Origin of the sequence: Amycolatopsis sp. WAC 01375 (assembly GCF_003947325.1) — a bacterium.
Taxonomy (GTDB): domain Bacteria; phylum Actinomycetota; class Actinomycetes; order Mycobacteriales; family Pseudonocardiaceae; genus Amycolatopsis.
This window is the reverse complement of the sequence record NZ_QHHW01000027.1, coordinates 126,889-151,225: the sequence shown is the minus strand read 5'-3', so window position 1 is coordinate 151,225 and position 24,337 is coordinate 126,889. Positions and strand designations below refer to the sequence as shown.

General features: G+C 69.9%; 22 protein-coding genes. 6 read left to right on the top strand and 16 right to left on the bottom strand.

Annotation, left to right across the window (positions count from 1 at the left end):
• Window positions 1-39 precede the first annotated feature (39 nt).
• Together DL991_RS17365 and DL991_RS17360 are read right to left on the bottom strand one after the other, a co-directional pair.
• Window positions 40-870 carry a hypothetical protein gene (locus DL991_RS17365; protein WP_125785357.1) on the bottom strand — a complete coding sequence of 277 codons (831 nt, stop codon included), beginning with the start codon at window positions 868-870 and terminating at the stop codon, window positions 40-42.
• A complete protein-coding gene (locus DL991_RS17360) occupies window positions 867-1,154 on the bottom strand; it encodes a hypothetical protein (protein WP_016332714.1) in 288 nt (95 codons plus the stop codon). Before DL991_RS17360 ends, DL991_RS17365 begins: the two co-directional genes overlap by 4 nt.
• A 263-nt stretch (window positions 1,155-1,417) precedes the next feature.
• Between DL991_RS17360 and edd the strand changes: the two genes are divergently transcribed.
• A complete protein-coding gene (gene edd, locus DL991_RS17355; RefSeq protein ID WP_125785356.1) occupies window positions 1,418-3,307 on the top strand; it encodes a phosphogluconate dehydratase in 1,890 nt (629 codons plus the stop codon).
• Complete coding sequence (gene eda, locus DL991_RS17350; RefSeq protein WP_125785355.1) at window positions 3,304-3,924, top strand: bifunctional 4-hydroxy-2-oxoglutarate aldolase/2-dehydro-3-deoxy-phosphogluconate aldolase; 621 nt, start codon at window positions 3,304-3,306, stop codon at window positions 3,922-3,924. Before edd ends, eda begins: the two co-directional genes overlap by 4 nt.
• A 45-nt stretch (window positions 3,925-3,969) precedes the next feature.
• On the opposite strand, the gene DL991_RS17345 is transcribed toward eda, so the two are convergent.
• The 7 genes from DL991_RS17345 to DL991_RS17315 all read right to left on the bottom strand — a co-directional run bounded on the left by DL991_RS17345 (window position 3,970) and on the right by DL991_RS17315 (window position 10,203).
• A complete protein-coding gene (locus DL991_RS17345) occupies window positions 3,970-4,407 on the bottom strand; it encodes a GNAT family N-acetyltransferase (protein WP_125785354.1) in 438 nt (145 codons plus the stop codon).
• A gap of 155 nt (window positions 4,408-4,562) precedes the next feature.
• Window positions 4,563-5,015, bottom strand: a complete 453-nt coding sequence (locus tag DL991_RS17340; protein ID WP_125785353.1) for an iron chaperone — start codon at window positions 5,013-5,015, stop codon at window positions 4,563-4,565.
• A gap of 50 nt (window positions 5,016-5,065) precedes the next feature.
• On the bottom strand, window positions 5,066-5,689 hold the full coding sequence (locus DL991_RS17335; RefSeq protein WP_125785352.1) for a glyoxalase: 624 nt from the start codon (window positions 5,687-5,689) through the stop codon (window positions 5,066-5,068).
• 355 nt (window positions 5,690-6,044) lie between these two features.
• Window positions 6,045-6,572, bottom strand: a complete 528-nt coding sequence (locus tag DL991_RS17330; protein ID WP_199753991.1) for a regulatory protein RecX — start codon at window positions 6,570-6,572, stop codon at window positions 6,045-6,047.
• Window positions 6,573-6,691: 119 nt separating this feature from the next.
• Window positions 6,692-7,732 carry a recombinase RecA gene (recA, locus tag DL991_RS17325; protein ID WP_101606377.1) on the bottom strand — a complete coding sequence of 347 codons (1,041 nt, stop codon included), beginning with the start codon at window positions 7,730-7,732 and terminating at the stop codon, window positions 6,692-6,694.
• 206 nt (window positions 7,733-7,938) lie between these two features.
• Entirely contained in the window at window positions 7,939-8,133 is a 195-nt protein-coding gene (locus DL991_RS17320; RefSeq protein WP_125785350.1) for a DUF3046 domain-containing protein, read from the bottom strand.
• A 165-nt stretch (window positions 8,134-8,298) separates the two neighbouring features.
• On the bottom strand, window positions 8,299-10,203 hold the full coding sequence (locus DL991_RS17315; RefSeq protein WP_125785349.1) for an Hsp70 family protein: 1,905 nt from the start codon (window positions 10,201-10,203) through the stop codon (window positions 8,299-8,301).
• 172 nt (window positions 10,204-10,375) lie between these two features.
• Here DL991_RS17315 and DL991_RS17310 point away from each other — a divergent pair, with 172 nt between their 5' ends.
• Window positions 10,376-14,998, top strand: coding sequence for an ATP-dependent helicase (locus DL991_RS17310; protein WP_199753990.1), 4,623 nt, complete (start codon window positions 10,376-10,378; stop codon window positions 14,996-14,998).
• Window positions 14,999-15,035: 37 nt separating this feature from the next.
• Window positions 15,036-15,539, top strand: coding sequence for a peptide deformylase (def, locus tag DL991_RS17305; protein WP_125785347.1), 504 nt, complete (start codon window positions 15,036-15,038; stop codon window positions 15,537-15,539).
• A 37-nt stretch (window positions 15,540-15,576) separates the two neighbouring features.
• Here the strand turns inward: def and DL991_RS17300 are convergent, their stop codons facing one another.
• The 4 genes from DL991_RS17300 to DL991_RS17285 form a co-directional block, all read right to left on the bottom strand.
• Entirely contained in the window at window positions 15,577-16,662 is a 1,086-nt protein-coding gene (locus DL991_RS17300) for a GNAT family N-acetyltransferase (protein WP_125785346.1), read from the bottom strand.
• A gap of 95 nt (window positions 16,663-16,757) precedes the next feature.
• Window positions 16,758-17,441, bottom strand: coding sequence for a VOC family protein (locus DL991_RS17295; protein WP_125785345.1), 684 nt, complete (start codon window positions 17,439-17,441; stop codon window positions 16,758-16,760).
• Window positions 17,442-17,703: 262 nt separating this feature from the next.
• Window positions 17,704-18,468: a maleylpyruvate isomerase family mycothiol-dependent enzyme gene (locus tag DL991_RS17290; RefSeq protein ID WP_125785344.1), complete on the bottom strand. Its 765-nt coding sequence runs from the start codon at window positions 18,466-18,468 to the stop codon at window positions 17,704-17,706.
• Window positions 18,469-18,492: 24 nt separating this feature from the next.
• Entirely contained in the window at window positions 18,493-18,975 is a 483-nt protein-coding gene (locus DL991_RS17285) for an SAV_6107 family HEPN domain-containing protein (protein ID WP_007029300.1), read from the bottom strand.
• 221 nt (window positions 18,976-19,196) lie between these two features.
• Between DL991_RS17285 and DL991_RS17280 the strand changes: the two genes are divergently transcribed.
• Window positions 19,197-19,727 carry a YbaK/EbsC family protein gene (locus DL991_RS17280; RefSeq protein ID WP_125785343.1) on the top strand — a complete coding sequence of 177 codons (531 nt, stop codon included), beginning with the start codon at window positions 19,197-19,199 and terminating at the stop codon, window positions 19,725-19,727.
• The gene (locus DL991_RS17275) at window positions 19,724-20,287 is read left to right on the top strand and encodes an N-acetyltransferase (protein WP_125785342.1); all 564 of its coding nucleotides are present in this window, start codon (window positions 19,724-19,726) and stop codon (window positions 20,285-20,287) included. The genes DL991_RS17280 and DL991_RS17275 overlap by 4 nt, the downstream gene beginning before the upstream one ends.
• Here the strand turns inward: DL991_RS17275 and DL991_RS17270 are convergent.
• The 3 genes from DL991_RS17270 to DL991_RS17260 form a co-directional block, all read right to left on the bottom strand.
• A complete protein-coding gene (locus DL991_RS17270; RefSeq protein ID WP_125785341.1) occupies window positions 20,284-21,165 on the bottom strand; it encodes a DMT family transporter in 882 nt (293 codons plus the stop codon). The two genes, DL991_RS17275 and DL991_RS17270, sit on opposite strands and share 4 nt — an antisense overlap.
• Window positions 21,166-21,617: 452 nt before the next feature.
• Complete coding sequence (locus DL991_RS17265) at window positions 21,618-23,303, bottom strand: DUF885 domain-containing protein (protein WP_199753987.1); 1,686 nt, start codon at window positions 23,301-23,303, stop codon at window positions 21,618-21,620.
• Between the two features lie 42 nt (window positions 23,304-23,345).
• Complete coding sequence (locus DL991_RS17260) at window positions 23,346-24,230, bottom strand: methylenetetrahydrofolate reductase (protein ID WP_125785339.1); 885 nt, start codon at window positions 24,228-24,230, stop codon at window positions 23,346-23,348.
• Window positions 24,231-24,337: the final 107 nt, after the last annotated feature.

The window sequence follows — 24,337 nt, the reverse complement described above, 5'->3', positions numbered from 1 at the left end:
CTCAAAGCTTGTCGCCGGGGACGGGAGATTCCCGCGCCGCTAGTTGATGAACCGCAGATCCGAAATCGCACCGCTGGCCACGAGCATCACGTAGAGATCGGTCAGCACCAGCGTGCCGAGCGTCGTCCACGCCAGCGCCATGTGCCGGGTGTTGAGCTTCGTGATCTGCGTCCAGATCCAGTAGCGGACCGGATGTTTCGAGAAGTGCTTGAGCCTGCCGCCGGTCACGTGACGACACGAGTGACAGGACAACGTGTAGGCCCACAACAGGATCACGTTGCCGAGCAGCACGATGTTGCCGAGCCCGAAACCGAAACCGCCGGTCTTGCCGTGGAACGCGGTGATCGCGTCGTAGGTGTTGACCAGCGAGACGACCACGGCCACGTAGAAGAAGTAGCGGTGGACGTTCTGCAGGATCAACGGCAAGCGGGTCTCACCGGTGTACTTCGCGTGCGGTTCGGCGACCGCGCACGCGGGCGGCGAGAACCAGACCGCGCGGTAGTACGCCTTGCGGTAGTAGTAGCAGGTCAGCCGGAAGCCGAGCAGGAACGGCAGGACGAGGAAGCCGAGCGGGATGAAGCCCGGCAGTTCGCCGAACCATGCCCCGAAATGCCGGGAGCCTTCGACGCAGGATTCCGAGACGCAGGGCGAGTAGAACGGCGTCAGGTAGTGGTACTCGGGCACCCAGTACGCGGTGCGCACGAACGACCTGATCGTCGCGTAGATGATGAAGGCGGAGAGGCCGAGGACGGTCAGCAGCGGGGAAAGCCACCACCGGTCGGTGCGCAGCGTTTTCTCGGTGATCCGGGCCCGCGACGGTGCGCGGACCCCCGTACCCCGTCCGGCCTCGTTGCCGGCGGGGGCGCTCACCGCTGGTCGCGCTTGTAGCCGCCGACGCCTTCGTCATCGGCGCCTTGCCACAGCGCCGGGTCGTAAGGCGTGTCGGGAACCTGGACACGATCGGCGGCCTTCGCCTGCGCGGGCACCGCGTTCGGGGTCGTGTCGAGATCGGTCGCGTCGATGTCGAGCCGCTCGACGTCGTTCGCCAGGCGTCGTACCGCCGAGGCGTCGCCGTATCGGGATCGCAGCGCGCCGACGCACTGCCTCAACTGACCGATGGCTCGCCGAAGCTCGGCGATCTCTGTGGTGGACATCGGTACCTCCCGATGGTCGGTTCGGTTGGCCGCTTGAGCCTTCGAAGGCAAGCGATCCTCGCCGTCTCGACTCTGCCGCGCGTTGTGCAATGTGACAAGTAGCACAGTGGAACCTAGTGACGTGATGGAGGTCACGCGAGTCGATCTTCTGTATCGATTTTGATTCGAGCTTTCCCCCGAGGTACTGTGGCCACTGTCACGACCCAGCGGCGTCAGCGTTGCCGTCCCGCGGACCACCACGACCAGTGATCCGGAGCCGGACAATGAGCACCGCCCCGAACGTCCATCCCATCATCGCCGAAGTCACCGAACGCATCGCGGCCCGCAGCGCCGAAACCCGCGCCGCGTACCTCGAGCGTGTCGCCGCCTCCCACGAAGAAGGGCCGATGCGGCGCGGCCTCGACTGCAGCAACCTCGCCCACGGATTCGCCGCGATGGAAGGCGTCGACAAAGCGGCCTTGCGCGCCGTGCGGGCCCCGGGCGTCGCGATCGTCTCCTCCTACAACGACATGCTTTCGGCGCACCAGCCGATGCAGGAGTACCCGGCGATGGTGAAGGGCTCGGTCCGTCAGGCGGGCGGGGTGGCGCAGTTCGCCGGTGGCGTGCCCGCCATGTGCGACGGCGTCACCCAGGGCCGTCCCGGGATGGAGCTGTCGCTGTTCAGCCGCGAGGTGATCGCGATGTCGACCGCGATCGCGCTCTCCCACGACATGTTCGACGCGGCGCTGCTGCTCGGCGTCTGCGACAAGATCGTGCCGGGCCTGCTGATCGGGGCGCTGTCCTTCGGGCACCTCCCGGCGATCCTGGTGCCCGCCGGGCCGATGAACTCCGGCCTGCCGAACAAGGAGAAGGCGCGCGTGCGCCAGCTCTACGCCGAGGGCAAGGCCACCCGCGAAGACCTTCTGGACGCCGAAGCGGCTTCGTACCACTCGGCGGGAACGTGCACCTTCTACGGCACGGCCAACTCGAACCAGATGGTCGTCGAGGTGATGGGCCTGCACCTGCCGGGCGCCAGCTTCGTCCAGCCGAACTCTCCGCTACGGAAGGCGCTCACCGAAGAGGCCGGACGCCGCGTGGTGAAGCTTTCGCGGGGCGAGGAGTACACGCCTATCTCCGGTGTGATCGACGAGAAGGCCGTCGTCAACGGCGTCATCGCGCTGCTCGCCACGGGCGGTTCGACCAACCACACGATGCATCTCGTCGCGATCGCCGCGGCCGCGGGCATCCAGCTGACCTGGGACGACTTCTCCGACCTGTCGGCGGTGATCCCGCTCCTGGCGCGCGTGTATCCGAACGGCAGCGCCGACATCAACCACTTCCACGCCGCCGGGGGCATCCAGTTCCTGGTCGGCACGCTGCTCGACGCAGGGCTGCTGCACGAGGACGTCCGGACCGTCGCCGGACCGGGTCTGCACCGGTACCGGCAGGAGCCGATCCTCTCCGAGGGCGAACTGGTCTGGCGTGACGTCCCGGCGCGCAGCCTCGACGAGGACGTCCTGCGTCCCGTATGGCGGCCGTTCGCTTCCGACGGCGGGCTTCGCATGGTCGCGGGCAACCTCGGCCGCGCGGTGATCAAGGTGTCGGCGGTGGCGCCCGAGCACCGGATCGTCCAGGCCCCGGCTCGGGTGTTCACCGACCAGAAGTCCTTCAAGGACGCTTTCGAGGCCGGCGAGCTGAACCGCGACGTGGTCGTGGTCATCCGGCAGCAGGGCCCGCAGGCCAACGGGATGCCGGAACTGCACGGCCTCACCCCGGCGCTGGGGGTGCTGATGGACCGCGGGCACCAGGTGGCGTTGCTCACCGACGGCCGGATGTCGGGCGCGTCCGGGAAGATCCCGGCGGCGATCCAGGTGACCCCGGAAGCCGCCGCGGGCGGCCCGATCGCGCGGATCGCCGACGGCGACGTCATCCGTCTCGACGCCAAGGCCGGGACGCTCGACGTCTTCGTGGGTGACGAAGAACTCGCCCGCCGTGAACTGGTGGACTCCCCGCCTTCGGAGGCATCCTGGACCGGCACCGGCCGGGAGCTGTTCGCGGCGCTGCGCCGCGCGGTCGGCCCCGCCGATCAAGGCGCGAGCGTGTTCGGACCGCTCACGCCGGAACACTTCGGCGCTCCGGCGCACACGTTGACCCCTGTGGAGGTAACCCAGTGACCACCGGCGCCGACCTGCTCGGCCTGTCCCCCGTGATGCCCGTCGTCGTGCTCGACGACGCCGCCGACGCCGTGCCCACCGCCCGGGCCTTGCTCGCGGGCGGGATCGGCGTGATCGAGCTGACCCTGCGCACCCCGGCGGCGCTCGCCTCCATCGAGCGGATCGCCGCGGAGGTCCCGGAGATCGTCATCGGCGCCGGGACGGTCACCGCCCCCGAACACGCCAAGCAGGCGGCCGCCGCCGGCGCGAAGTTCCTGGTGACCCCGGGCTGCACCGACTCGGTCCTCGACGCGGCGTTCGACACCGGGCTCCCGTTCCTGCCGGGCGCGAGCACGGTTTCGGAGGCGATGCGGCTGGCCGAACGCGGGCTGACCGCGCTGAAGTTCTTCCCCGCCGAGGCCAGCGGCGGCGTGGCGTACCTGAAGTCGATCGGCGGGCCGCTGCCAGGGCTGCGGTTCTGCCCCACCGGCGGGATCACCGTGAAGACCGCGCCGGACTATCTCGCACTGTCCAATGTGGGCTGCATCGGCGGTTCGTGGCTGACCCCGAAGGACGCCTTGGCGGCCAAGGACTTCGGGAAGATCGAGGCTTTCGCGGCGGAGGCGTCGAAGCTCTGATCCGTGTCGTGAAGGCCACCTTCGCGAAGGTGGCCTTCACTGCTTTCAGAGCGGGAGCTGGTACTGGATGAACCCGCGGTTGACCGCGACCTGGTCGTACAGGCGACGCGCGGTGACGTTGGATTCCTTGGTGTGCCAGTAAACCCTGTCGCAATCGCGGTCGCGCGCCCAGTCCGCGACGGCCTCGATCAGCGCCCGCGCGACCCCCTTGCCCCGGGCTTCCGGCGCGGTGAACAGGTCTTGCAGGTAACAGACGCCGGTGAGCGCGGAAGTGCTGGGATGCACCAGGAAGTGCGTGATCCCGACGAGCTCGCCACCCACGCGGGCCCCGAGCGCGTGCATCCGCTCCCCCGTTCGGAATTCGCGCCAGGCGCGGTCGTAGACCTCTTGGGGCGCAACACGTTCGTAGAAGGCGATGTACGCGCGGAACAGGTTTTCCCAGGCTTCGCGGTCTTCGGGTTTCAGTGGAGCGATGGTGATCATGTGGTCCTCCCAGTGATCACCCGAGCGTAGGGTTTCGCCGCCATCTCGCGTGTGGCCAATCACGCGGTAAAACGAGCTGCCACTCGCGGTATGGGGTTGGCTTGGCGGGAAGGACGTTGCGAAAGTGGCTTTCGCAACAACTTCCCGCGGGCTATCTACCGGGTATCGCAGGCGATGGCTTGCTTCACCAGGGCGGCGATGCGCTTCTTCACCGCGGGGGTGGCGCCGGTCAGCGCGAAGGCCGTCGCCCACATCTCGCCGTCGTCCAGTTGCGCGGCCTCGTTGAAGCCGAGGGTCGCGTAGCGCGTCTTGAACTTGGCCGCTGCTTGGAAGAAGCAGACGATCTTGCCGTCCAGTGCGTAGGCGGGCTGGCCGTACCAGAGCTTCGGCGTGAGTGTCGGGGCGTTCGCCTTCACCACGGTGTAGACCAGTTCGGCGAGCACCCGGTCCTCATCGGGCATCTCGGCGATCTTCGCCAGCACGTCCTGCTCCGCCGCCGCCGCTTTGTCAGCGGCCGAACCGCGGCGCGCGGCCTTCTTCATGTCCTGGGCGTGTTCCTTCATCGCGGCCTTCTCTTCGGCCGTGAATCCTTCGTACCTGGTGGTCATGGTGGTTTCTCCTTGGTAGGCGGCGAGCGGGGGCATCCGGTAGTGGCACATCAGGACTGGTCGGCGAGAGCGGTGGTCTCCCAGGTGAACCCGTCCGGATCGGTGAGCGGGGCGGCACCGCAGATCGCGATGCGGTGCGAGCCGGCGCCTTCGGGCGACACGCCCGCGTCCTTGGCCAGCGCCTTGCGCCGGTACAGGGCCAGCTTCACGGGGCTCGAACCGGCCTCGAACTCGACGTACACGCGGCCGAAGCTCTTCCCCACGGTGAGGCCGTGCTCGACGTAGAACTTCTTGCTCGCGGCCACGTCGGCGACGCCCAGCAGCAACACGATGTCGTCGAACTCACGGGCGGCCGGCCCGGTGTTCTTCTTCGCCGAGGTGGCGATCTTCCAGATCGCGCCGTCCGGCGCCTGGACGACACCGCCGTAACCCCACAGCGATTTCGTGGCGGGCTTGATCACGGTCGCCCCGGCGGCGACGGCGGCGGCGATGAGCGCGTCGGCGTTGGCGGGCTGGGACACCGTGAGGGAAAGGGTGTAGCCGCGGAAGCCGGTGGACGGCTCCTCCGAAGCCCGCAGGCGCAGCTCGGAGCCGAGCCCGAAGGCGGTGGCGTAGAAGCGTTCGGCGGCCTCGGTGTCGGCCACTTCGAGGGTGATGGCGTCGATGAAGTTCATGCCGGTAACGCTATTTCCGAGCAGGCATCCAGCGCTTCTCGATTCCTGATCGGTCGCGACGACGCTGGTCAGAGCCTTGCTTCGGCTGATCGCGGGACCGCGGTCCGTGAAGGCACCTTCCCCAGTACATGAAGGACCCCTTCACTGCGCCAGGCGCAAGGAAGGGGTCCTTCATGTACCTCAAGCGGGACAAGAAAACTCCGGTACCAAGCCGGTCAAGTCTCGTGAGTGGCGATTCGGGTTCTAACCCGAATCGCCACTCACGACCACCGGAACGCGAAACACCGACCGGCGGGCAAGCGGGCCCGCACGGCCGGTGAGCGGCTCAGGTGAAAGTGACTCAGGTGAAAGTGACTCAGTCGAGGGCGGCGTCGTCCAGTAGCGCCGACTCGGCGCCGAACTCGCGGAGTTCGTCGCGGATCACGGTGTAGGCCAGCCCCTGGGGATAGCCCTTGCGGGCGAGGAAGCCCAGCAGGCGGCGGATCGCCGCCTGCTCGTCGACGTTGCCCAGGGAGCGCATGCGCTTCCGTACCAGCTCTCGGGCGCGCTGCTCCTCTGCCTCTCGGTCCACCTCGTCGGCGGCCTGGACGGCGATATCCCCATCGATTCCTTTGCGTTTGAGTTCGGCTACGAGGGCGTTCCGTGCCAGGCCCATGTTGGCCTGACGGGAACGAACCCACATCTCGGCGAACTCGGCGTCGTTGATGAGCCCTGCCTGGTCCAGCTTACCGAGCAGGGTTTCCGTCGTCTCCTCGTCGAAGCCCTTGCGCTTGAGGGCCTGACGCAGTTCCTCCGCGGAGCGCGGGCGCGCGGCCAGGAGATCGAAGCAGATCTCCTTGGCCTTCTTCCTCCGCTCGTCCGGCGGTAGCTCCGCCGGATCCACTTTGGGCGGACGCATTCAGCTACCACTCCTCAGAAGTCCCACAACGAATCGGCATCCGAGCCCCGGAAGGCACGGAGGAGGGATCAGGGCGAGCGCACCTCGCCCAATCCCCTCGTTCCCTAGAAGTCGACCGGCGCGGGGGCGGCTTCGGCGTCGACAACGGCGCCGATGCCGAGCTTCTCCTTGATGCGCTTCTCGACCTCGTTGGCGATGTCCGGGTTCTCGAGCAGGAACTTGCGCGCGTTCTCCTTGCCCTGGCCCAGCTGGTCGCCCTCGTAGGTGTACCAGGCGCCGGACTTGCGCAGGATGCCCTGGTCGACACCCATGTCGATCAGTGAGCCCTCGCGGGAGATGCCCTTCCCGTACAGGATGTCGAACTCGGCCTGCTTGAAGGGCGGCGCGACCTTGTTCTTCACGACCTTGACGCGGGTGCGGTTGCCGACGGGCTCGCCGCCGTCCTTGAGCGTCTCGATCCGGCGGACGTCCAGACGGACCGACGCGTAGAACTTCAGCGCCTTACCACCGGTCGTGGTCTCCGGGGAGCCGAACATGACGCCGATCTTCTCGCGCAGCTGGTTGATGAAGATCGCGGTGGTGCCGGAGTTGCTCATCGCACCGGTCATCTTCCGCAGCGCCTGGCTCATCAGCCGGGCCTGGAGACCGACGTGGCTGTCCCCCATCTCGCCCTCGATCTCGGCGCGCGGCACGAGCGCGGCGACCGAGTCGATGACCAGGATGTCGAGCGCGCCGGAGCGGATCAGCATGTCCGCGATCTCGAGCGCCTGCTCACCGGTGTCCGGCTGGGAGACCAGCAGCGCGTCGGTGTCGACGCCGAGCTTCTGGGCGTAATCCGGGTCCAGCGCGTGCTCCGCGTCGATGAACGCGGCGATGCCGCCGTTCCGCTGCGCGTTGGCGACCGCGTGCAGCGCGACGGTGGTCTTACCGGAGGACTCCGGACCGTAGATCTCGATGACCCGGCCACGGGGCAGGCCACCGATCCCGAGCGCGACGTCGAGCGCGATGGCACCGGTGGGGATGACCTCGATCGGCACACGGCCCTCTTCACCGAGGCGCATGACCGAGCCCTTGCCGTACTGCTTGTCGATCTGGGCGAGGGCCAGTTCGAGCGCCTTGTCCTTGTCGGGTGCTGCTGGTGCCATGGAGTCCACCTCGTTGGTTGAGCCGGTAAGGCTTGTTTCAGTTCTGAGCTGTCGGGTCCGACGCTACGGGCGACCACCGACAATTCCAGGCCTCGCGCCCAAGCTGTGGATCGCTGACCCCGTTGTGGACAACACCATAGACGAACACGTGTTCGAGGCCGTTGCCGACACGCCGTCGCGCTAGAGTTCTTGTCCCTTTGCCGAGGTCAGCGCCGCTCCGGCGGGATCTCGAAGGCGTCGCAGACCGCCCGCCAGACGTCTTTGGCCGAGGTTCCCGCGTCGAGGGCCTGTTCGACGGTCTGCCCCCCGAGTTCACCGAAGACGTGATCCCTGGAGAGGGTTTCCGCACGTCCGGGACCGAATTCGTCGGCCATCAGCCGCCGGAAGACCGTGATACGCATCGGGTGAAGTCTAGCCCGCCTCGGGCACGAAACGCGTGAAGGCCCCCTCCCCTCGGCTGAGTTCCGCGAAGGCCTGGGCAAGGGTGCGCCCGATGTGGCATTGGAGGCGCTGAGCGTCCCCAATGCCACATCGGGCGCACCGAACGGAGCCAGAAGGGCGGGGGATCACTCGCCCGGCTGGACGCTCTTTTCGAAGTAGTCGGCCAGTTCGCCCGGCGTCGGGTTCTGTCCTTCGGCCGGGACCTGGTAGATGAAGCCGACCAGCGGCCGGTCGGTCACGGTGAACACCAGTACGGCGGCGTTCCGCCCGGCGGCCGAGGAGTACTGGCCTTCCAGGGCGTTGCCGACCCATTTGGCCTCGGTGCGGTCCCCACCGGCCGATTTGAGCAGTCCGTCGGTGTAGGCCTTGAGCTTGTCCGCGGAGTCGCTCTGCAGATAGGTCACCTGGGTCCCGGCGCGGCCGGGGGCGGAACAGGTCGACGTCACGCCGAGGTCTTCGGCCGGTTTCGCCGGCCCGTTGCCCATGCCGGGTTTGCAGTCGCCGGTGTCGGCGATCTTCCCGGCGAGCTGACGCAGGCAGCCGGTGAGGCCTTTGTCGTCGGCCGCGCCGGGCACCTTGCACTCGTCGGCGGTGTAGGTGGTCGCCGACGAGGACGTCAGGAAGTAGGTGAGCCCGGCGGCGATCAGCACGACGACGGCCGCGATGGCGCCGATGACGAGCGGCTTCTTCTTGCTCGCGGGCGCCTTGTCCCCGGCGGCCTGCCCGGCCAGCGAGTACGTCGGGAAGTTCGCCGGCGCGGGCTGCTGCACCTGCTGCGGGCCGCTGTTCGGGTAGCCCGACTGCGGGAAACCGCCGGATTGACCGGGGCCCCCTCCCGCGTAGCCGGGGATCGACGCGACCTGCTGCGGCGGCGGCGCGTACGGACCCGAAACGCCTGGGTGCGCGCCGGTTCCCGCCGCGACCTGTCCTTCGACGCCCTGCGTACGCGAGCTGATGCCGTCGGAAGCGACGTGCTGGGCGCCGAGCGCGACCGCGGTCTCCGGCTGGTCGAGGCTGCCGGGGACGACGCCGAGCTTCTCCGCGATCAGGCTGCCGACCAGCGGGAGACGGCTCGAACCGCCGACGAGGTAGATGCCGGCGAGCCGGTCCGGGGTCATCCCGGCGGAGCGGACCACGCGCGCCATCAGCTCGACACTGCGCAGCATCGATGGCCGCACCAGCGCTTCGAGTTCGCCTCGCGTGACGAGGACGTCCTCGAACGGCTCCGGCATCGGGACCTCGGTCTGCGGATGCCGCGAGAGGGCCTCCTTCGCCGCCTTCACGTCCTCCTGCAGCGCGCGTCGCGTACGCCGGTCCGGAGTGGACTCGGGCCGCAGGACCCGCTGCCAGCGCTGAGGATCCTTGTGCGAGACCTCACGTCCGACGTGCACCAGCAGCGCCTGGTCGACGTCGAGGCCGCCGAGGTCGGGAAGGCCGTCTTCGGCGACGACGGTGAAGCCGCCGTTCGGGGTCGCGCCGACGATCGCGACGTCGAAGGTGCCGGCGCCGAGGTCGTACACGGCGAGCGCCTGCCCCGGCGCGAGCGTCTTGCCGGGGAACGACGCGAAGTGCGCGGCCGCGGCGACGGGCTCGGGGACGAGCACCAGGTTGCCGCCCATCCCGGCGAGCCGGGCGGCGGACAGGAGCACGTTGCGGCGGGTCTGGCCCCACTGCGCGGGGTGGGTGAGCCGGACCTCGTCGGGCAGCTCGCCGCCGAGCTGGCGGGTGGTCTCGTCGAGGACGCGGCGCAGGATCGCGGCCAGCACTTCGGTGACCGGGATGACGTCGGTGCCGAGCAGGAGCGTCTGCTCGTCGATGCGGCGTTTGGGGTTGGGCTCGAAGCGCGTCGGGTCCAGCCGGGCCCGGCGTTCGGCGTCCCGGCCGACCATGATCGTGCCGTCCTCGGTGGCGAACACCGCGGACGGCATGTTGGCCGAACCGTCGACCTCGACCACCCGCGGCGGCCTCCCGTGCGCCGAAAGGACGGCCACGGTGTTGGACGTCCCGAGGTCCACCGACAGGATCCGCACAGCACTTACCCCTTCACAGACGAACGGCGACCGCCCCAGCACTGATCCGGTCGCGCTGGCCGTGATGCTCCCATGAGCGAGGTCACCGTACGTGCGGAACCCGCCGAACTCGTCCCCGACCGGGTGCCGTGTCACAGGCCTCGGAGCGAAACTGTCGGTGGTCCGGCGCACTATGGAGGGCGTGGCAGACGTACTCGACCTCTTCTCCCCCGCGACCAGGGACTGGTTCACCGGGGCCTTCGCCGCGCCCACCCGGGCGCAGGAGGGGGCGTGGCGTGCCGCGCACGCGAAGGAACATGCGCTGGTCGTGGCGCCCACAGGCTCCGGCAAGACGCTCTCGGCGTTCCTCTGGGCGCTGGACAGGCTGTCGGTCGAGCCGCCGCCGTCGGAGCCGCGGAAACGCTGCCGCGTCCTCTACGTCTCGCCGCTGAAGGCGCTGGCGGTCGACGTCCAGCGCAACCTGCGGGCACCGCTGGCCGGCATCTCGCAGGCGTCGCGGCGGCTCGGGCTGCCGGTGCCGGACATCGGCGTCGGGATGCGGACGGGCGACACCACCGCCGCCGAGCGGCGCTCGTTCGGCAAGACCCCGCCGGACGTGCTGGTCACCACACCGGAGTCGTTGTTCCTCATCCTCACTTCCTCCGCGCGTGACTCGCTGCGCGGCGTGGAGACGGTGATCATCGACGAGGTGCACGCGGTCGCGGGCGGCAAACGCGGCGCGCATCTGGCCTTGTCGCTGGAGCGGCTCGACGCTCTTCTCGAGAAGCCCGCCCAGCGGATCGGGTTGTCGGCGACGGTCCGGCCGATCGACGAGGTCGCCTCGTTCCTGGCGGGCGGCAGGCCGGTCACCATCGTCCAGCCGAAGCTCGCGAAGACGATCGAGGTCCGCGTCGAGGTCCCTGTCGAGGACATGTCCAATCTCGACGGTCCACAAGGGCCGAAGCAGAACGAAGACCTCGATGCGGGACTCGCCCGGCTCCCCGGCTCGCTCGAGGACATCGACGGCGCACCGCGGCGGCCGTCGATCTGGCCCGCGGTGGAGGAGCGGGTCCTCGAACTGATCCAGGCACACCGGTCGACGATCGTGTTCGCCAACTCGCGGCGGCTCACCGAGCGGATGACCGCGCGGCTCAACGAACTCGTGGTGGAACAGTCCGAACTGGAGCCGGATCAGCGGTATCCGGCCGAGGCGATCGGCCAGTCCGGGCTCACCACCGGCGCGGCGCCGGTGATCGCGCGGGCGCACCACGGCTCGATGTCACGCGAGCAGCGCACCCACGTCGAAGAGGAGCTCAAGACCGGCCGTCTCGCCTGCGTCGTGGCGACGTCGTCCTTGGAGCTCGGCATCGACATGGGCGCGGTCGATCTCGTCGTGCAGATCGAGGCACCGCCGACGGTCGCTTCGGGGCTTCAGCGGGTGGGCCGGGCCGGGCACCAGGTCGGCGCGGTGTCGAGCGGCGTGATGTTCCCGAAGTTCCGGGGCGACCTCGTCTCCTGCGCGGTGGTCGCGGAACGGATGGCGTCCGGGTCGATCGAGGCGGTGCGGTATCCGCGGAACCCGCTGGACGTCCTCGCGCAGCAGATCGTGGCGATGGTGGCGCTCGAATCGTGGACCGTCGACGAACTCGCCGCCCTCGCCCGCCGCGCGGCGCCGTTCGCGTCCCTGCCGGACGACGCGTTGCTGGCCGTGCTCGACATGCTCGCCGGCCGGTACCCCAGCGAGGAGTTCGGGGAGCTGCGCGCCCGGATCACCTGGGACAGGGTCAGCGGCGAACTGCACGGCCGTCCGGGTTCGCAACGGCTGGCGGTGACCTCCGGCGGCACGATCCCCGATCGCGGCCTGTTCACCGTGATGACGCCGGGCGGCGACGACAAACCCGGGTCGCGGGTGGGTGAGCTCGACGAGGAGATGGTCTACGAATCCCGCGTCGGGGACACGATCCTGCTCGGCACCTCTTCCTGGCGGGTCACCGACATCACCCACGACCGCGTGATCGTGGTGCCCGCGCCGGGTGAGCCGGCGCGGATGCCGTTCTGGAAGGGCGACGCCCCGGGCCGCCCGCTGGAACTGGGGCGGGCGCTGGGCGCGTTCGTCCGCGAACTGTCCACTTCGGAACCTTCGGTGGCCAGGGAACGCGCGGCCGTCGCCGGGCTGGACGAGTACGCGTGCGACAACCTGCTGGCCTATCTGGAAGAACAGAAGTCCGCCACGCGCCATGTGCCGAACGACAAGACCGTGCTGCTGGAACGCTTCCGCGACGAACTTGGTGACTGGCGGGTCATCCTGCACTCACCGTTCGGCGCTCAGGTCAACGCGCCGTGGGCGCTCGCGATCGCGGCCCGGCTGCGCGAGAACCGCGGGGTCGACGCCCAGGTGGCGCATTCCGACGACGGCATCGTGCTGCGGCTGCCGGAAGCCTTGGACTCCGAAGGCTCGGAAATCACCATCGGCGTCGAAGACGTGCTGCTCGATCCGGAGGAGGTCGAGCAGCTGATCGTCGCCGAGGTCGGCGGCTCGGCGTTGTTCGCCGCCCGGTTCCGGGAATGCGCGGCGCGGTCGCTGCTGCTCCCCCGCCGGGATCCGCGCCGCCGCACGCCGCTGTGGCAGCAGCGGCAGCGCGCGTCGCAACTGCTTTCGGTCGCGGCCAAGTACGAGCGGTTCCCCGTCGTGCTGGAGGCGATGCGGGAAGTCCTGCAGGACGTGTACGACGTCGGCGGGCTGCGCGAACTGATGACCGACGTCCGGTCGCGGAAGGTCAAGCTGGTCGAGGTCGAGACCCCGTCGGCGTCCCCGTTCGCGCGCAGCCTGCTCTTCGGCTACGTCGGAATGTTCCTGTACGAGACCGACGCCCCGCTCGCGGAACGGCGCGCGGCGGCGCTGGCGCTGGATTCGACACTCCTGGCCGAGCTGCTCGGCACCGAGGCGATCCGGGAGCTGCTGGACGCCGAGGTCGTCGCCGAAGTCGAGCGTTCACTGCAACGCCTCGAGCCCGACAGGCATGCCCGCAATGCCGAGGAAGCCGCGGATCTGTTGCGGTTCCTCGGGGATCTCTCGATCGAGGAGGCCGCCGCGCGCGGTATCCAGCGGGAGTGGCTGGAGGAACTGGAGGCCGCGCGGCGAGTGCTCCGGGTCCGTATCGGTGGTGGCGAACGTTTCATCGCCATCGAAGACGCGGGCCGGGTGCGGGACGCGCTGGGTACCGCGCTGCCGGTCGGCGTGCCGGAGGCGTTCACCGAACCGGTCGACGATCCCGTCGGCGACCTGCTGTCGCGCTATTCGCGCAGCCGTGGCCCGTTCAGCGCCCGTCAGGCCGCCGAGCGGTTCGGGCTCGGGACGGCCGTCGTCACCGGAGTCTTGGACAGGCTGACCGCGCAAGGCAGGCTGGTCCGGGGCGAACTGAGCCCGGTCGGGCATCCGGAGACCCACGGCGTCGGAATGGAATTCTGCGACGCGTCGGTGCTGCGCAGGCTCAGGCGGGCGTCGCTGGCCCGGCTGCGGGCCGAGGTCGAGCCGGTCGAACCGGCGGCACTGGGCCGGTTCCTGCCGTCGTGGCACGGCATCGGCGCGCGCGTGCGGTCGGCGCCGACGGCGGACGACGTGCTGTCCGTGGTCGAGCAGCTGGCCGGCGCCCCGCTCCCGGCGAGCGCCGTCGAATCGCTGATCCTGCCGAGCAGGCTGCCCGGCTACACCCCCTCGCTGCTGGACGAACTCACCACGGCGGGCGAGGTCACCTGGTGTGGCTGCGGTTCCCTGTCCGGTGGGGACGGCTGGCTGGCGCTCGCCCCCACCGACGTCGCCGATCTGCTGCTGCCCGACCTCGACGACGATCTGCCCTCCGGGCCGCTGCACCAGGCCATTCTGTCCACTTTGGAGGGTGGGGCGCAGTTCTTCCGCCAGCTCGTGGACCGGGCGTCGCCGTTGGTCGAAACCCCGCCCAACGACGGTGAAGTCGTCGCCGCGCTGTGGGATCTCGTCTGGGCCGGGCTGGTCACCGGGGACACGCTGGGCCCGTTGCGGGCGCAGGTCTCCGGTTCCGGCGCGGCGCACAAGCCACGGCGGCAAGCTCCTCGTGGCCGGTACGCGCGGCTTCGTGCCGGGCGGCCGGCGATGCCTTCGCGCACCGGTCCGCCGACGGTCGCGGGGCGCTGGGCGCTGACTCCGGACCGCGCGCCGGATCCGACGAGGCGTGCGCTCGCGCGGACGGAGGCGTTCCTGGAACGGCACGGCGTCCTCACCAGGGGCGCGCTCGACACCGAGCGCGTGACGGGCGGGTTTTCCGGGATCTACAAGGTTTTGCGCGGTATGGAGGATTCGGGCCAGGTCGTCCGTGGTTACGTGGTCGAAGGGCTCGGCGCGGCGCAGTTCGCGGCGAAGGGCGCGGTCGACAGGCTGCGCGCGCAGTCCGGGAACCAGCGCACCACCACGGAAGGCGCCGTCGTACTCGCCGCCGCCGACCCGGCCCAGCCCTACGGCGCCGCGTTGCCGTGGCCTGCCGCGACGGGCGACCCGAAGCACCGTCCGGCTAGGAAGGCGGGCGCGCTGGCGGTGCTCGTGGACGGCGTCCCGGCGATGTACGTCGAACGCGGCGGCCGGTCGCTGCTGAGTTTCACCGAGGATCAGGAGACGTTGCGGTCGGCCGCGCGGGCGTTGTCCACGGCGGTGCGGGAGGGCTGGCTGGGTCAGCTCGCGGTGCAGAAGGCCGACGGCGAAGTGGCACTCACCTCGGAGCTTTCCAGCGTCCTCCAGGAGGCGGGATTCCGGGCGACTCCCAAGGGACTGCGCCTGCGGGCCTAGAATCACGGCTCAGACCTGCGGAGAAGGACGTTCGAACATGGTGATGCGCGACCTGCGCTACTTCGGGGATCCCGTGCTCAAGACCGTATGCGACCCGGTCACGACATTCGACAAGAAGATCGAGTCGCTGGTGACCGATCTGATGGACGGGGTGAAACCGGCCGGACGCGCCGGGCTCGCGGCGCCGCAGATCGGGGTCGGCCTGCGGGTGTTCAGTTACGACGTCGGCGGGCTGAGCGGATACGTGATCAACCCGGAGATCGTCGAGCTGTCCGAAGAGACGCATGAGATCGGCGAGGGCTGCCTGTCCGTGCCGGAACTGTGGTTCCCGGTCGTCCGCGCGAAGCACGCGGTGGTGCGAGGCGTCGACCTGCGCAACGAGCCCGTCGAGGTCGAAGGCTTCGAAGTGCTCGCCCAGTGCTTGCAGCACGAGACCGACCACCTCGACGGCAAGCTCTACCTGGATCGGCTCACTCCCGAACGCAAGAAGCGCGCGCTGGGCGAGGCCCGCGGCAAAGACTGGTTCTGGAACCGCAATTAGTCACCTGGTTGCGATCGTTTCTCTCGCAACCAGGTGACTAATTGCGGGGGTTGGGGAGCGTGAGGCGCAGGGTGCCGGAGTCGCCGGGGGCACGTTCGGGGCGGAGCCCCGCGCGGGCGGCGGTGCGGTAGAGGGAATCGTCGCCGGGCAGGCAGACGGCGGCGAGTTCGCGCTCCCCCTTGGCTGCGGCGAGGACGGCGAGCCTGGTCAGCAAGGCGGTGCCGATGCCTTGGCGCTGCCAGGAATCCTCGACCAGGAGCGAGACTTCGGCCGCGCCGGCATCGGCCGACGGGATCAGCTGGCCGAGACCGATCACGTCCCGGCCGCAGACCGCGAGCAGGCTGATCCCCCGCGGCGGCATCAGGAGCCGGTGCAGCCAGCGGCGCGGCACGGCGCGCATCCCTGTGTGGTAGCGGTGGAAAAGCGTCGTCATCGAGCATCTCTGGTGCAGCGCGGACACCGCTTCGGCGTCACCGGGGACACCCTTCCGAAGGACGATCGCGGCGCCGTCGGCCCGGTCGAGCACGACCGGACCGGTCACGTTGTCGCGGACGGCGGTCATCAGCCCGGTCAGCGCGACCGCGCGGCTCAGTTCCAGTTCGACGAACGGCGACCACCGGCGGCGCGCGACGAACGCGGTGCCGTCGCCCGCCGGGAACACCGCCCGATGCCCGCCCTCCGTGCGGGCAGGGTTCGCCTCGATCGACGGGACCTTCGTGACGACGTCGGCCGCGAGCACGCCGCGAAGGACCTCTGCGAGGCCGCTGGGCTCCTCGACGGCTCTCTTGGCCGCGGCGAACGTGGCGGTGGCCGGATCGACCAGTTCGGCCAGATCCGCGTCGATGACGGCGGAGCATTCGCATCCTTCGTCGCGGATCGCGTCGACGAGCAGTTGCCGCGGCAGACCGGTGGCCGGCCGCAGGACGATCTCGTCGAGCACGCCGCCGGGGACCGGGAGCACCGACAACCCGAGGATGTTGCACTCGAGGTCGGCCAGCCGGATCGCGATCCTGGCCAGGGTGCCCGGCCGGTCGTCCACGCGGATCCGGACCCGCCAGGCCGACGCGGTCGTTGTCTCTTCACCGGGGTGAAGCCGGGCGGGCCGGACTCGATAGGTCTCCATGACCTCCACGGTCCCGGCCGGTTGTTGCCTGCCAACGGCGCGGGTGTTTCGCTCAGGTCAGCGTTCGACGCCACCACGCAACCCCGGCGAAACAACTACCGGGGTGCGAGCACGCTGAACTCGTTGCCCTCCGGATCCACCATGGCCACGGCATCTTGCCTCGCCGAACCCTGTCCTGTCGCGCCGAGCTCCCTGAGACGCCGGACTTCGGCCGCCCGGCTCTTGCCTCGCCGTGGCGCGATCTCGAACCGCAGCCTGTTCTTGTGCTGTTTCTCCTCTTTCGTGGCGAGGAACTCGACCCACGGGCCGCGGCCGCCCGGTGGCCGCAGACCCACGATCGTCTTCTCACGGACGCCGATCTCCCAGCCAAGGGCGGCCGCCCAGAACCGCGCGAGCCGCTCCGGGTCGAGAGCGTCGGTGACGACCGAAGCGATCGCGCCGGAACCCTCGTACTGCTCGCGCGGTTCGAGGACGCAGAACTCGTTGCCCTCGGGGTCCGCGAGCACCACCCACGGCACCCGCTTCTCCGCCGGCGGGCCCTGGCCGATGTCGATGTGCCGTGCGCCGAGGGACAGCGCACGGTCCACCAGCTCGGCCTGGTGCCCTGGCGAACGGCTCGTCAGATCCAGGTGCAGCCGGTTCTTGCCCCGTTTGGGGACCGCCTCGGAGCGGAACGCCGGTTGAAACGGGGCGTCCCAGCTGAACAGCCCTTCCCAGAAACCCGCCAGATCTCTGGGAAGGGCCGAGTCGAAGACCAGGTTCACCAGCTGCGATGCCACACCCGTGAACCTAGACGGCACCACCGACACTTCTGTGTCTTGTGGGTGAACCCGCGTCTGTGTCCCGTAGGTGAACCCGCGTCCGCGATCGACGTCGGCAGGGCGCTCGCCGGTCATGCACGTCCCGATGAGCGGGCAGGGCGCCCTGCCACCGCGATCGCGGGGCCTTCGGCCGGGGCGGGTTCACGCGTTCGGTCGTTCTTCAGGCACATTTTCGGCTCCGCCGACTGGCGCTGACCGGTTTGGCTTCCCCACCGACCGGTCATCGAGTCGCGAGCCGCAAAAGGGCCCAAAGTTGTCCCGCCATGTCCTGGTCTCCGCTGACCGTCACCGCCGTCGGACCCGCCCGGCCCCAGAGCCAGCGGTAGATCTTGTCCGGATGCCCGGTGATCAGATCGTCCGCGCGCCGGGCCTCCTCGGCGGAGCATCGCCAGGCGACCGTTTCCGTGGGCCCGGCTCTGGCGATCCAGTGGTGGCCCGCGGTGCGCACGCCGACCGATCCGGTCCTGGTGCCGGACAAGCCCAGCAACGGCAGCCGCTGGCCGAACCACAGCACCAGCGCCTCGTCGATCCCGTCGAGTGCCACGTCTTCGGGGATCGCCGACACTTCCCGGCCGGCGGCGCTCTCCGCGTCGATCCGGTGGATCGTCGTCTCGTGCGCCATCCGCCGCCGCCAGAACCCGTAGCTGCGGTCCGCCGGCCACCAGGTCGGCGCCGCTGCCTCCGGATCGTGCGCGGACAATTCGGCGACGAGCTCGTCCCGGCCCTCGCGGAAGTACTCCTCCAGCGACTGCGTCGGCCCCGGCTTGCGCTGCCAGTGTTCGGGACGCCGTCCGTCGATGATCCAGCGGCGGGTGACCCGGTACACGCTGCCCACGTGCCTGAGGACCTCACCGAGCGTCCAGCCGGGGCAGGTCGGAACCGGAGCGTCGGCGGACGCGGTGTGCGCCACCTGGGCCATCAGCTCGGTTTCGGCGCCGAGCACCTCCAGGAACCTGCCCTGGTCGATCATGGCCTGCCCGGCCATCGGGCACCCCCTCTCCATGGTGACTCAGGCGACATGCGCCGAATCACCCATCGGCAGCCCGTGCACCACCCGTCGGACGAGTTCCAGGAACACCGTGGCGGCCCGCGTCAGCTCGTCCGCCAGTTCGACGGTGACCTTGCCGGTGATCCCCGCCTGCGCGGCGGCCCGCGTCGCGGAGTTGGCCGCGAAGAACGCCGCCCACTCCTTCAATTCGGGCGCGACGGAGTCGAGCAGCACCCAGCCGCTCGCCGGCCGGGCCCGGCCCCGGTGCGGACGGCCGCGGGCCTCCAGTACCGCCGCCGCGCCCCGCAGCGCGGCGAGATACGCCCCGATGAACCGCTCCGCGGGATCGTTTTCCCGCTCCGCCTCGGCGAGACCCCGCCTCGCCTGCGCGTACAAGGAGACCGCCGCGGGTGGTGCCGGCGGGCGCAACGACATCGGCAGGGCGGGCTGCGCGGTGCCCCCCGGCCTCTCGGCTTCGTCAGGGGACACGACCGAAACGGACATGACGACCCTCCTCCTGTACGTGAGCGCCGGCCGGTGCCCGGCGCCGAGGCGCTTCCCCCGCCCCCGCGCCGGGCACCTACCGGTGCGCGCTCACCGAATGTCGAACGTCTGTTCGAACAAGACCAATGTAACCCCGAAGTGCCCATTTCTTCAACCCCGTGCCAGGGCGATCGCCGCATGTGGTGCGGGACACCGGATCGGTCACGTGATCTCATAGGCTCATGAGCACCATCGACCAGTCCGGGCATCCCTCGGTGGCCAAGGTCGCGGCCGCGCTCGCCGAGGCGGGTCAGCAGGACGCCGCGGACGGGATCCGGATCCTCCCCGCCGAAGTCCGCACGGCCGCGCAAGCCGCCGAAGCGCTCGGTGTCGAGGTCGGCGCGATCGCGAACAGCCTCGTGTTCCGCAGCCGCACCGGCGGGACCGAAACGGCCCTGCTCGCCCTGACCTCGGGCGCGCACCGCGCCGACACCGGCATCCTCGCCTCGCTGACCGGCGCCGACGAGATCGGCAAGGCGGACGCGGATTTCGTCCGCGCGCACACCGGGCAGCCGATCGGCGGCGTCGCCCCGGTCGGTCACCCGAAAGCGTTGACCACCCTCGTCGACACCGCGTTGCGCGCCCACGACGTCGTCTGGGCCGCCGCCGGACACCCGAAGTCGGTGTACCCCACGACGTTCGCCCGCCTCGTCGCGCTGACCGGGGGCACTCCCGCGGACGTCGCGGGCGCCGGGCAGGATGGGCGCCCGTGACCGCGATGTCCTCGGAATGCACCCGCTACGTCCAGCTGTCCGCGGACGAGTTCCGCGCCCGGCTCCCCGAGGCGCTGACCATCTACGTCAACGCCATGCGCTACCCCGAAGGCACGGCCGAGCAACGCGCGCCGATGTGGCTCACGCACGCGTTACGCGAAGGCTGGCGCTGCATGGCCGCGCTCGACGCGGACGGCGTCCTGCTCGGGCTCGCCTACGGCTACAAGGGCCGCGGCGGGCAGTGGTGGCACGAACAGGTCCGCCACGGCCTGACCCGCCGTGAGGGCCAGGCCGCCGCCGAGCACTGGATGTCCGACTACTTCGAGCTCACCGAGATCCACGTGAGCCCCGAAAACCAGGGGAAGCGGATCGGCGAGGACCTCCTGCGGCGGCTGCTCGACGGCGTGCCCAACGCCCACGTCCTCCTTTCCACGCCGGAAGGCACCAGCCGGGCCTGGAACCTGTACCGGCGCGTCGGCTTCGTCGATGTGCTGCGGGACTACCACTTCGCCGGGGATCCGCGGGCGTTCGCGATCCTCGGGCGGACGCTGCCGCTCTAAGGTTTCGTGTAGGCGACGGCGAGCGCGGCGATGAGCACCGCCGCGCCGCACCAGCCCACGGCGCCGAGCCGTTCACCGAGCAGGGCCATCGACAGCAGCGCGGCGGTCAACGGTTCCAGCAGGGCGGACAGCGCGGCCAGTACGGGATGCGCGCCTTCGAGGCCCCGGAAGTACGCGGCGTACGCCAGCGCCGTGGGCACGACACCGAAGTAGACGACGAGCGCGACCACGTCGGCCTGGACCGGCACGGCCATCCCGAACCACAACGCGGCGGGCGTGAGCGCGGCGCCGCCGATCAGGCAGCCGAACGCCGTGGTGGGCAAGGGATCCAGCCCCTCGACGCGGGTCGCGGTCACGAGTGTCAGCGCGGCGAACCCGGCCGCGGCGAGCAAGGCGAACAGCACTCCGGCGGCGTTGACCTCTTCTCCGGGCGTCCACTGCAACAGCGCCAGCCCGATGAGGGATCCGACCAGCGACACCGCTGTCCACCGCGTGGGGAGTTTCCTGGTCCTGACGACCGTCGCGACGGCGAGCAGAACGGGCGCGCTGCCGATGGTGGTCATCGTCGCGACGCTCACGGAACTCAACGAGACCGCGACGAAATAGCTGGTCTGGAAAAGGGCGAACAAGCCGCCGACCGTCAGGAGGCGACGGCGGACCTGTGTCGTGCGGGGAAGGCCGCGGAGGCCCCCGGTGAGCCAGAGGTAGCCGGTGGCGATCACGCCGCCGATGAGCAGCCGGTACGCGGCGACGCTCAGTGGATGGAGCCCCGCGCGGGAGGCGAGCAGGGATCCGGCGAGGCCGCCGGTCCCCCAGAGGACACCGGCGAGGACGAGCGCGGCCGACGATCGGGCGCGCGTGGGTACGGCTACGGACATGGGGAACGCTCCTGCGTCTTTGTCGGGTCAGCGGACGGCGACGACGCGGGGTGCTTCAGTGCAACACGGATCGGCCGGGCGGCTGGAACGCCGCGCGGCCGGAGACACCCCGCTCAGGAGGCGGGGGGTGGGGTGACGAGAAAGATCCGGTGCACGCGAGGGAACGTATCAAGGCTTCGGTGGTGGGGGCACGTGAATTGCGGCACGCGGCGGGCCACGGTGGTCGTGAGTGGCGATTCGGGCGCGGTGAAGGTCGAGTTTCCTCGGGTGAGCCGAGGGAAGGGGTCCTTCACGCGCCATCGCTGAGGCTCTTGGTGTCGGCCAGATTCCTTCGGACAGGGTGGGAGCACGCATCCGGAGGGTCTCTCCGGATGCAATGAAGGAGCCTTTCATTGCGAAATTTGCAATGAAAGGCTCCTTCATTGCGCGCGCGAGGGCCGAAGGAGCGTGGCTCAGTCCAGTGCGGCCAGCATCTCCCGCAGCGTGTCCAGCCCCATCCCGCCGAGCGCCAGCGCCCGCGTGTGGAACTGCTTGATGTCGAAGGCGTCCCCCTGCCGGGCACGGGCCTCGTCACGCGCGGCGAGCCACAGGCGTTCGCCGAGTTTGTACGACGGCGCCTGCCCTGGCCAGCCCAGGTAGCGGTCGATCTCGTCGTGCACGTGGGCCGGATCGGTGACGGTGCGGGTGAGCATGAACTCCAGGCCCAGCTCGGGCGTCCACCGCTCGCCCTCGTGGAAGCCGGTGCCCGCCGGGATCTCCAGTTCCAGGTGCATGCCGATGTCGACGAGCACGCGCGCGGCGCGGAACAGCTGTTCGGAGAGCATGCCGAGCAGGTCGCCGTCGTCGGCGAGGAAGCCGAGGTCCTGCATCAGCCGCTCGGAGTACAGCGCCCAGCCTTCGGCGTGCCCGGAGGTGAACGCCAGCAGCCGCTGGTACTTGTTCAGCGAGTCGGACTGGTCGACCGCGGTCGCGATCTGCAGGTGGTGGCCCGGCGCGCCCTCGTGGTAGACGGTGCTGACCTCACGCCAGGTGACGAACTGGTCCCGGCCCTGCGGCAGCGACCACCACATGCGGCCGGGACGCGCGAAGTCCTCGCTCGGGGCGGTGTAGTACGCGCCGACGGTGCCGCCGGGCGGGGCGATCTTGCACTCCAGTTCCATCACCCGGTCGGTGATGTCGAAGTGCTTGCCGCGCAACGACTTCAGCGCGTTGTCGGACAAGTTTTGCATCCAGGCCTGGAATTCGGCCCGGCCGCGGACGACGTACTTGGGGTCGGCGTCGAGGACGGCGGCCGCCTCGGCGAGGGTGGCGCCCGGTTTGATCCGGCCGGCGACCTCGCGCATTTCCGCTTCGATGCGGGTGAATTCGGCCCAGCCCCAGGCGTAGGCCTCGTCCAGGTCGAGGGTGGCTCCGGTGAACAGCCGGGACCACAGTTTGTAGACCTCGGCGCCGACGGCGTCCTTGACCGGCGCCAGCGGGGCGAGTTCGGCGCGGAGGAAACCGGCGAACTCCGCGTACGCCTCCTGAGCGGCGTGAGCGGCGTGGCCGAGCTCGGCACGCAGCTTCTCGTCGACGTCCTTCGCTCCCGAGATCAGCGTCTCGAAGAAACCGGCGTCGTCCTTCAACCCCGCCCAGGTTTCGGCCTGTTCGGCGACCTTGCCGACCTGCCGCAACGCCGACACCCGGCCGGCGTTCGCGGCCGCGAGCAGCGAAGCGCGGAGACCGTCGAGCGCTTCGGGTACCTTCGCCATCCGGGCGGCGATCGTCGCCCAGTGCTCCGCGGTGTCGGTGGGCATGAGGTCGAAGACCATGCGCAGTTCCTGCACGGGGCTTTCGATCACGTTCAGCGCCGCGACGTCGAGACCGGCATCGTGGATCTCCAGCTGCAACCCGATCCGCTCGGTGAACACCGCCTTGGCCGCGCGCTCGCCGTCGTCGGCGGGTTCGGCCGCTTCGATCTCGGCCAGCGCGCGCGTGGCGATCGCCGCCCTGGCCGCGTGTCCGGCAGGCGAGTAGTCGGTCAGTTGGTCGTCGTATCCGGAGATGCCGAACGTCGTCGCGGCGACCGGGTCGGCCGCGGCGTACTCGTCGACGTACCGGTCACAGATCTGGTGCACACTTTGCGCGGTCGAAGCCATGACCGGCACGCTACCGGGACAGCGGGCGACTTCGGTACGGAGTTACGCCCGGGCCGGGACCAGCCCGAGCCTGCTGACCACCTCACGCGTGGCCTTGGACCGGTTGAACGTGTAGAAGTGCAGGTCAGGGACGCCTTCGGCGATGAGCCGCTCACACAGTTCGGTCACCGCGTCGATCCCTTCCGCGCGGAAGGCCTTCGGGTCGTCGGCCAGCGGTTCGAGCCGGTCCAGCAGCCGCCGCGGCGCCGGCGCGCCGGACAGCTTGATCGACGTGTGCAGCGTCCGCGGCGTGGTCAGCGGCATGATGCCGGGGATGACCAGCGCCTCGCAGCCGGTGGCCGCCACCCGGTCACGCAGGCGGAGGAAGTCTTCCGGCTCGAAGAACAGCTGCGCGATCGCGAAATCGGCGCCCGCGCGCAGCTTGCGCACGAGGTACTCGGTGTCGGCCTCGAGGTTCGCCGACCTCGGGTGGCCGTACGGGAACGCCGAGACGCCGACGCAGAAGTCGCCGAGCGAACGCACCAGTTCGACGAGTTCCTCGGCGTAGTTGAGCCCGTCCGGATGCGGGACCCAGTCGCCGTAGACGTCGCCCGGCGGGTCGCCACGCAGCGCGAGGATGTTCCGCACGCCGACGGCGGCGTACCAGCCGATGACGTTGCGCAGTTCCGCGACCGAGTGGTTCACGGCGGTGAGGTGCGCCATCGGCACCAGCGTGGTTTCGGTGGCGACGCGGGCGATACTGCGGATCGTGCCGTCCCGGCTGGAGCCGCCCGCGCCGTAGGTGATCGACATGTACGCCGGGTCCAGCGGTTCGAGTTCCCGGATCGACTTCCACAGCACCGCCTCGTCGGCCGCGTCGCGAGGCGGGAAGAACTCGATGGAGAACACGGGTCCATCACCCTGCAACCGCTCGACCACCGACGTCATACCGCCATGTTAAGGGGGAGGTCCGCTGGCTGGGAGCCCCCTCTCAGGCTGTGGGCATGCGACCTCGGCCACTCGCGTGCGGTTGCCGTGTGGCGCCGGCCTGGGGA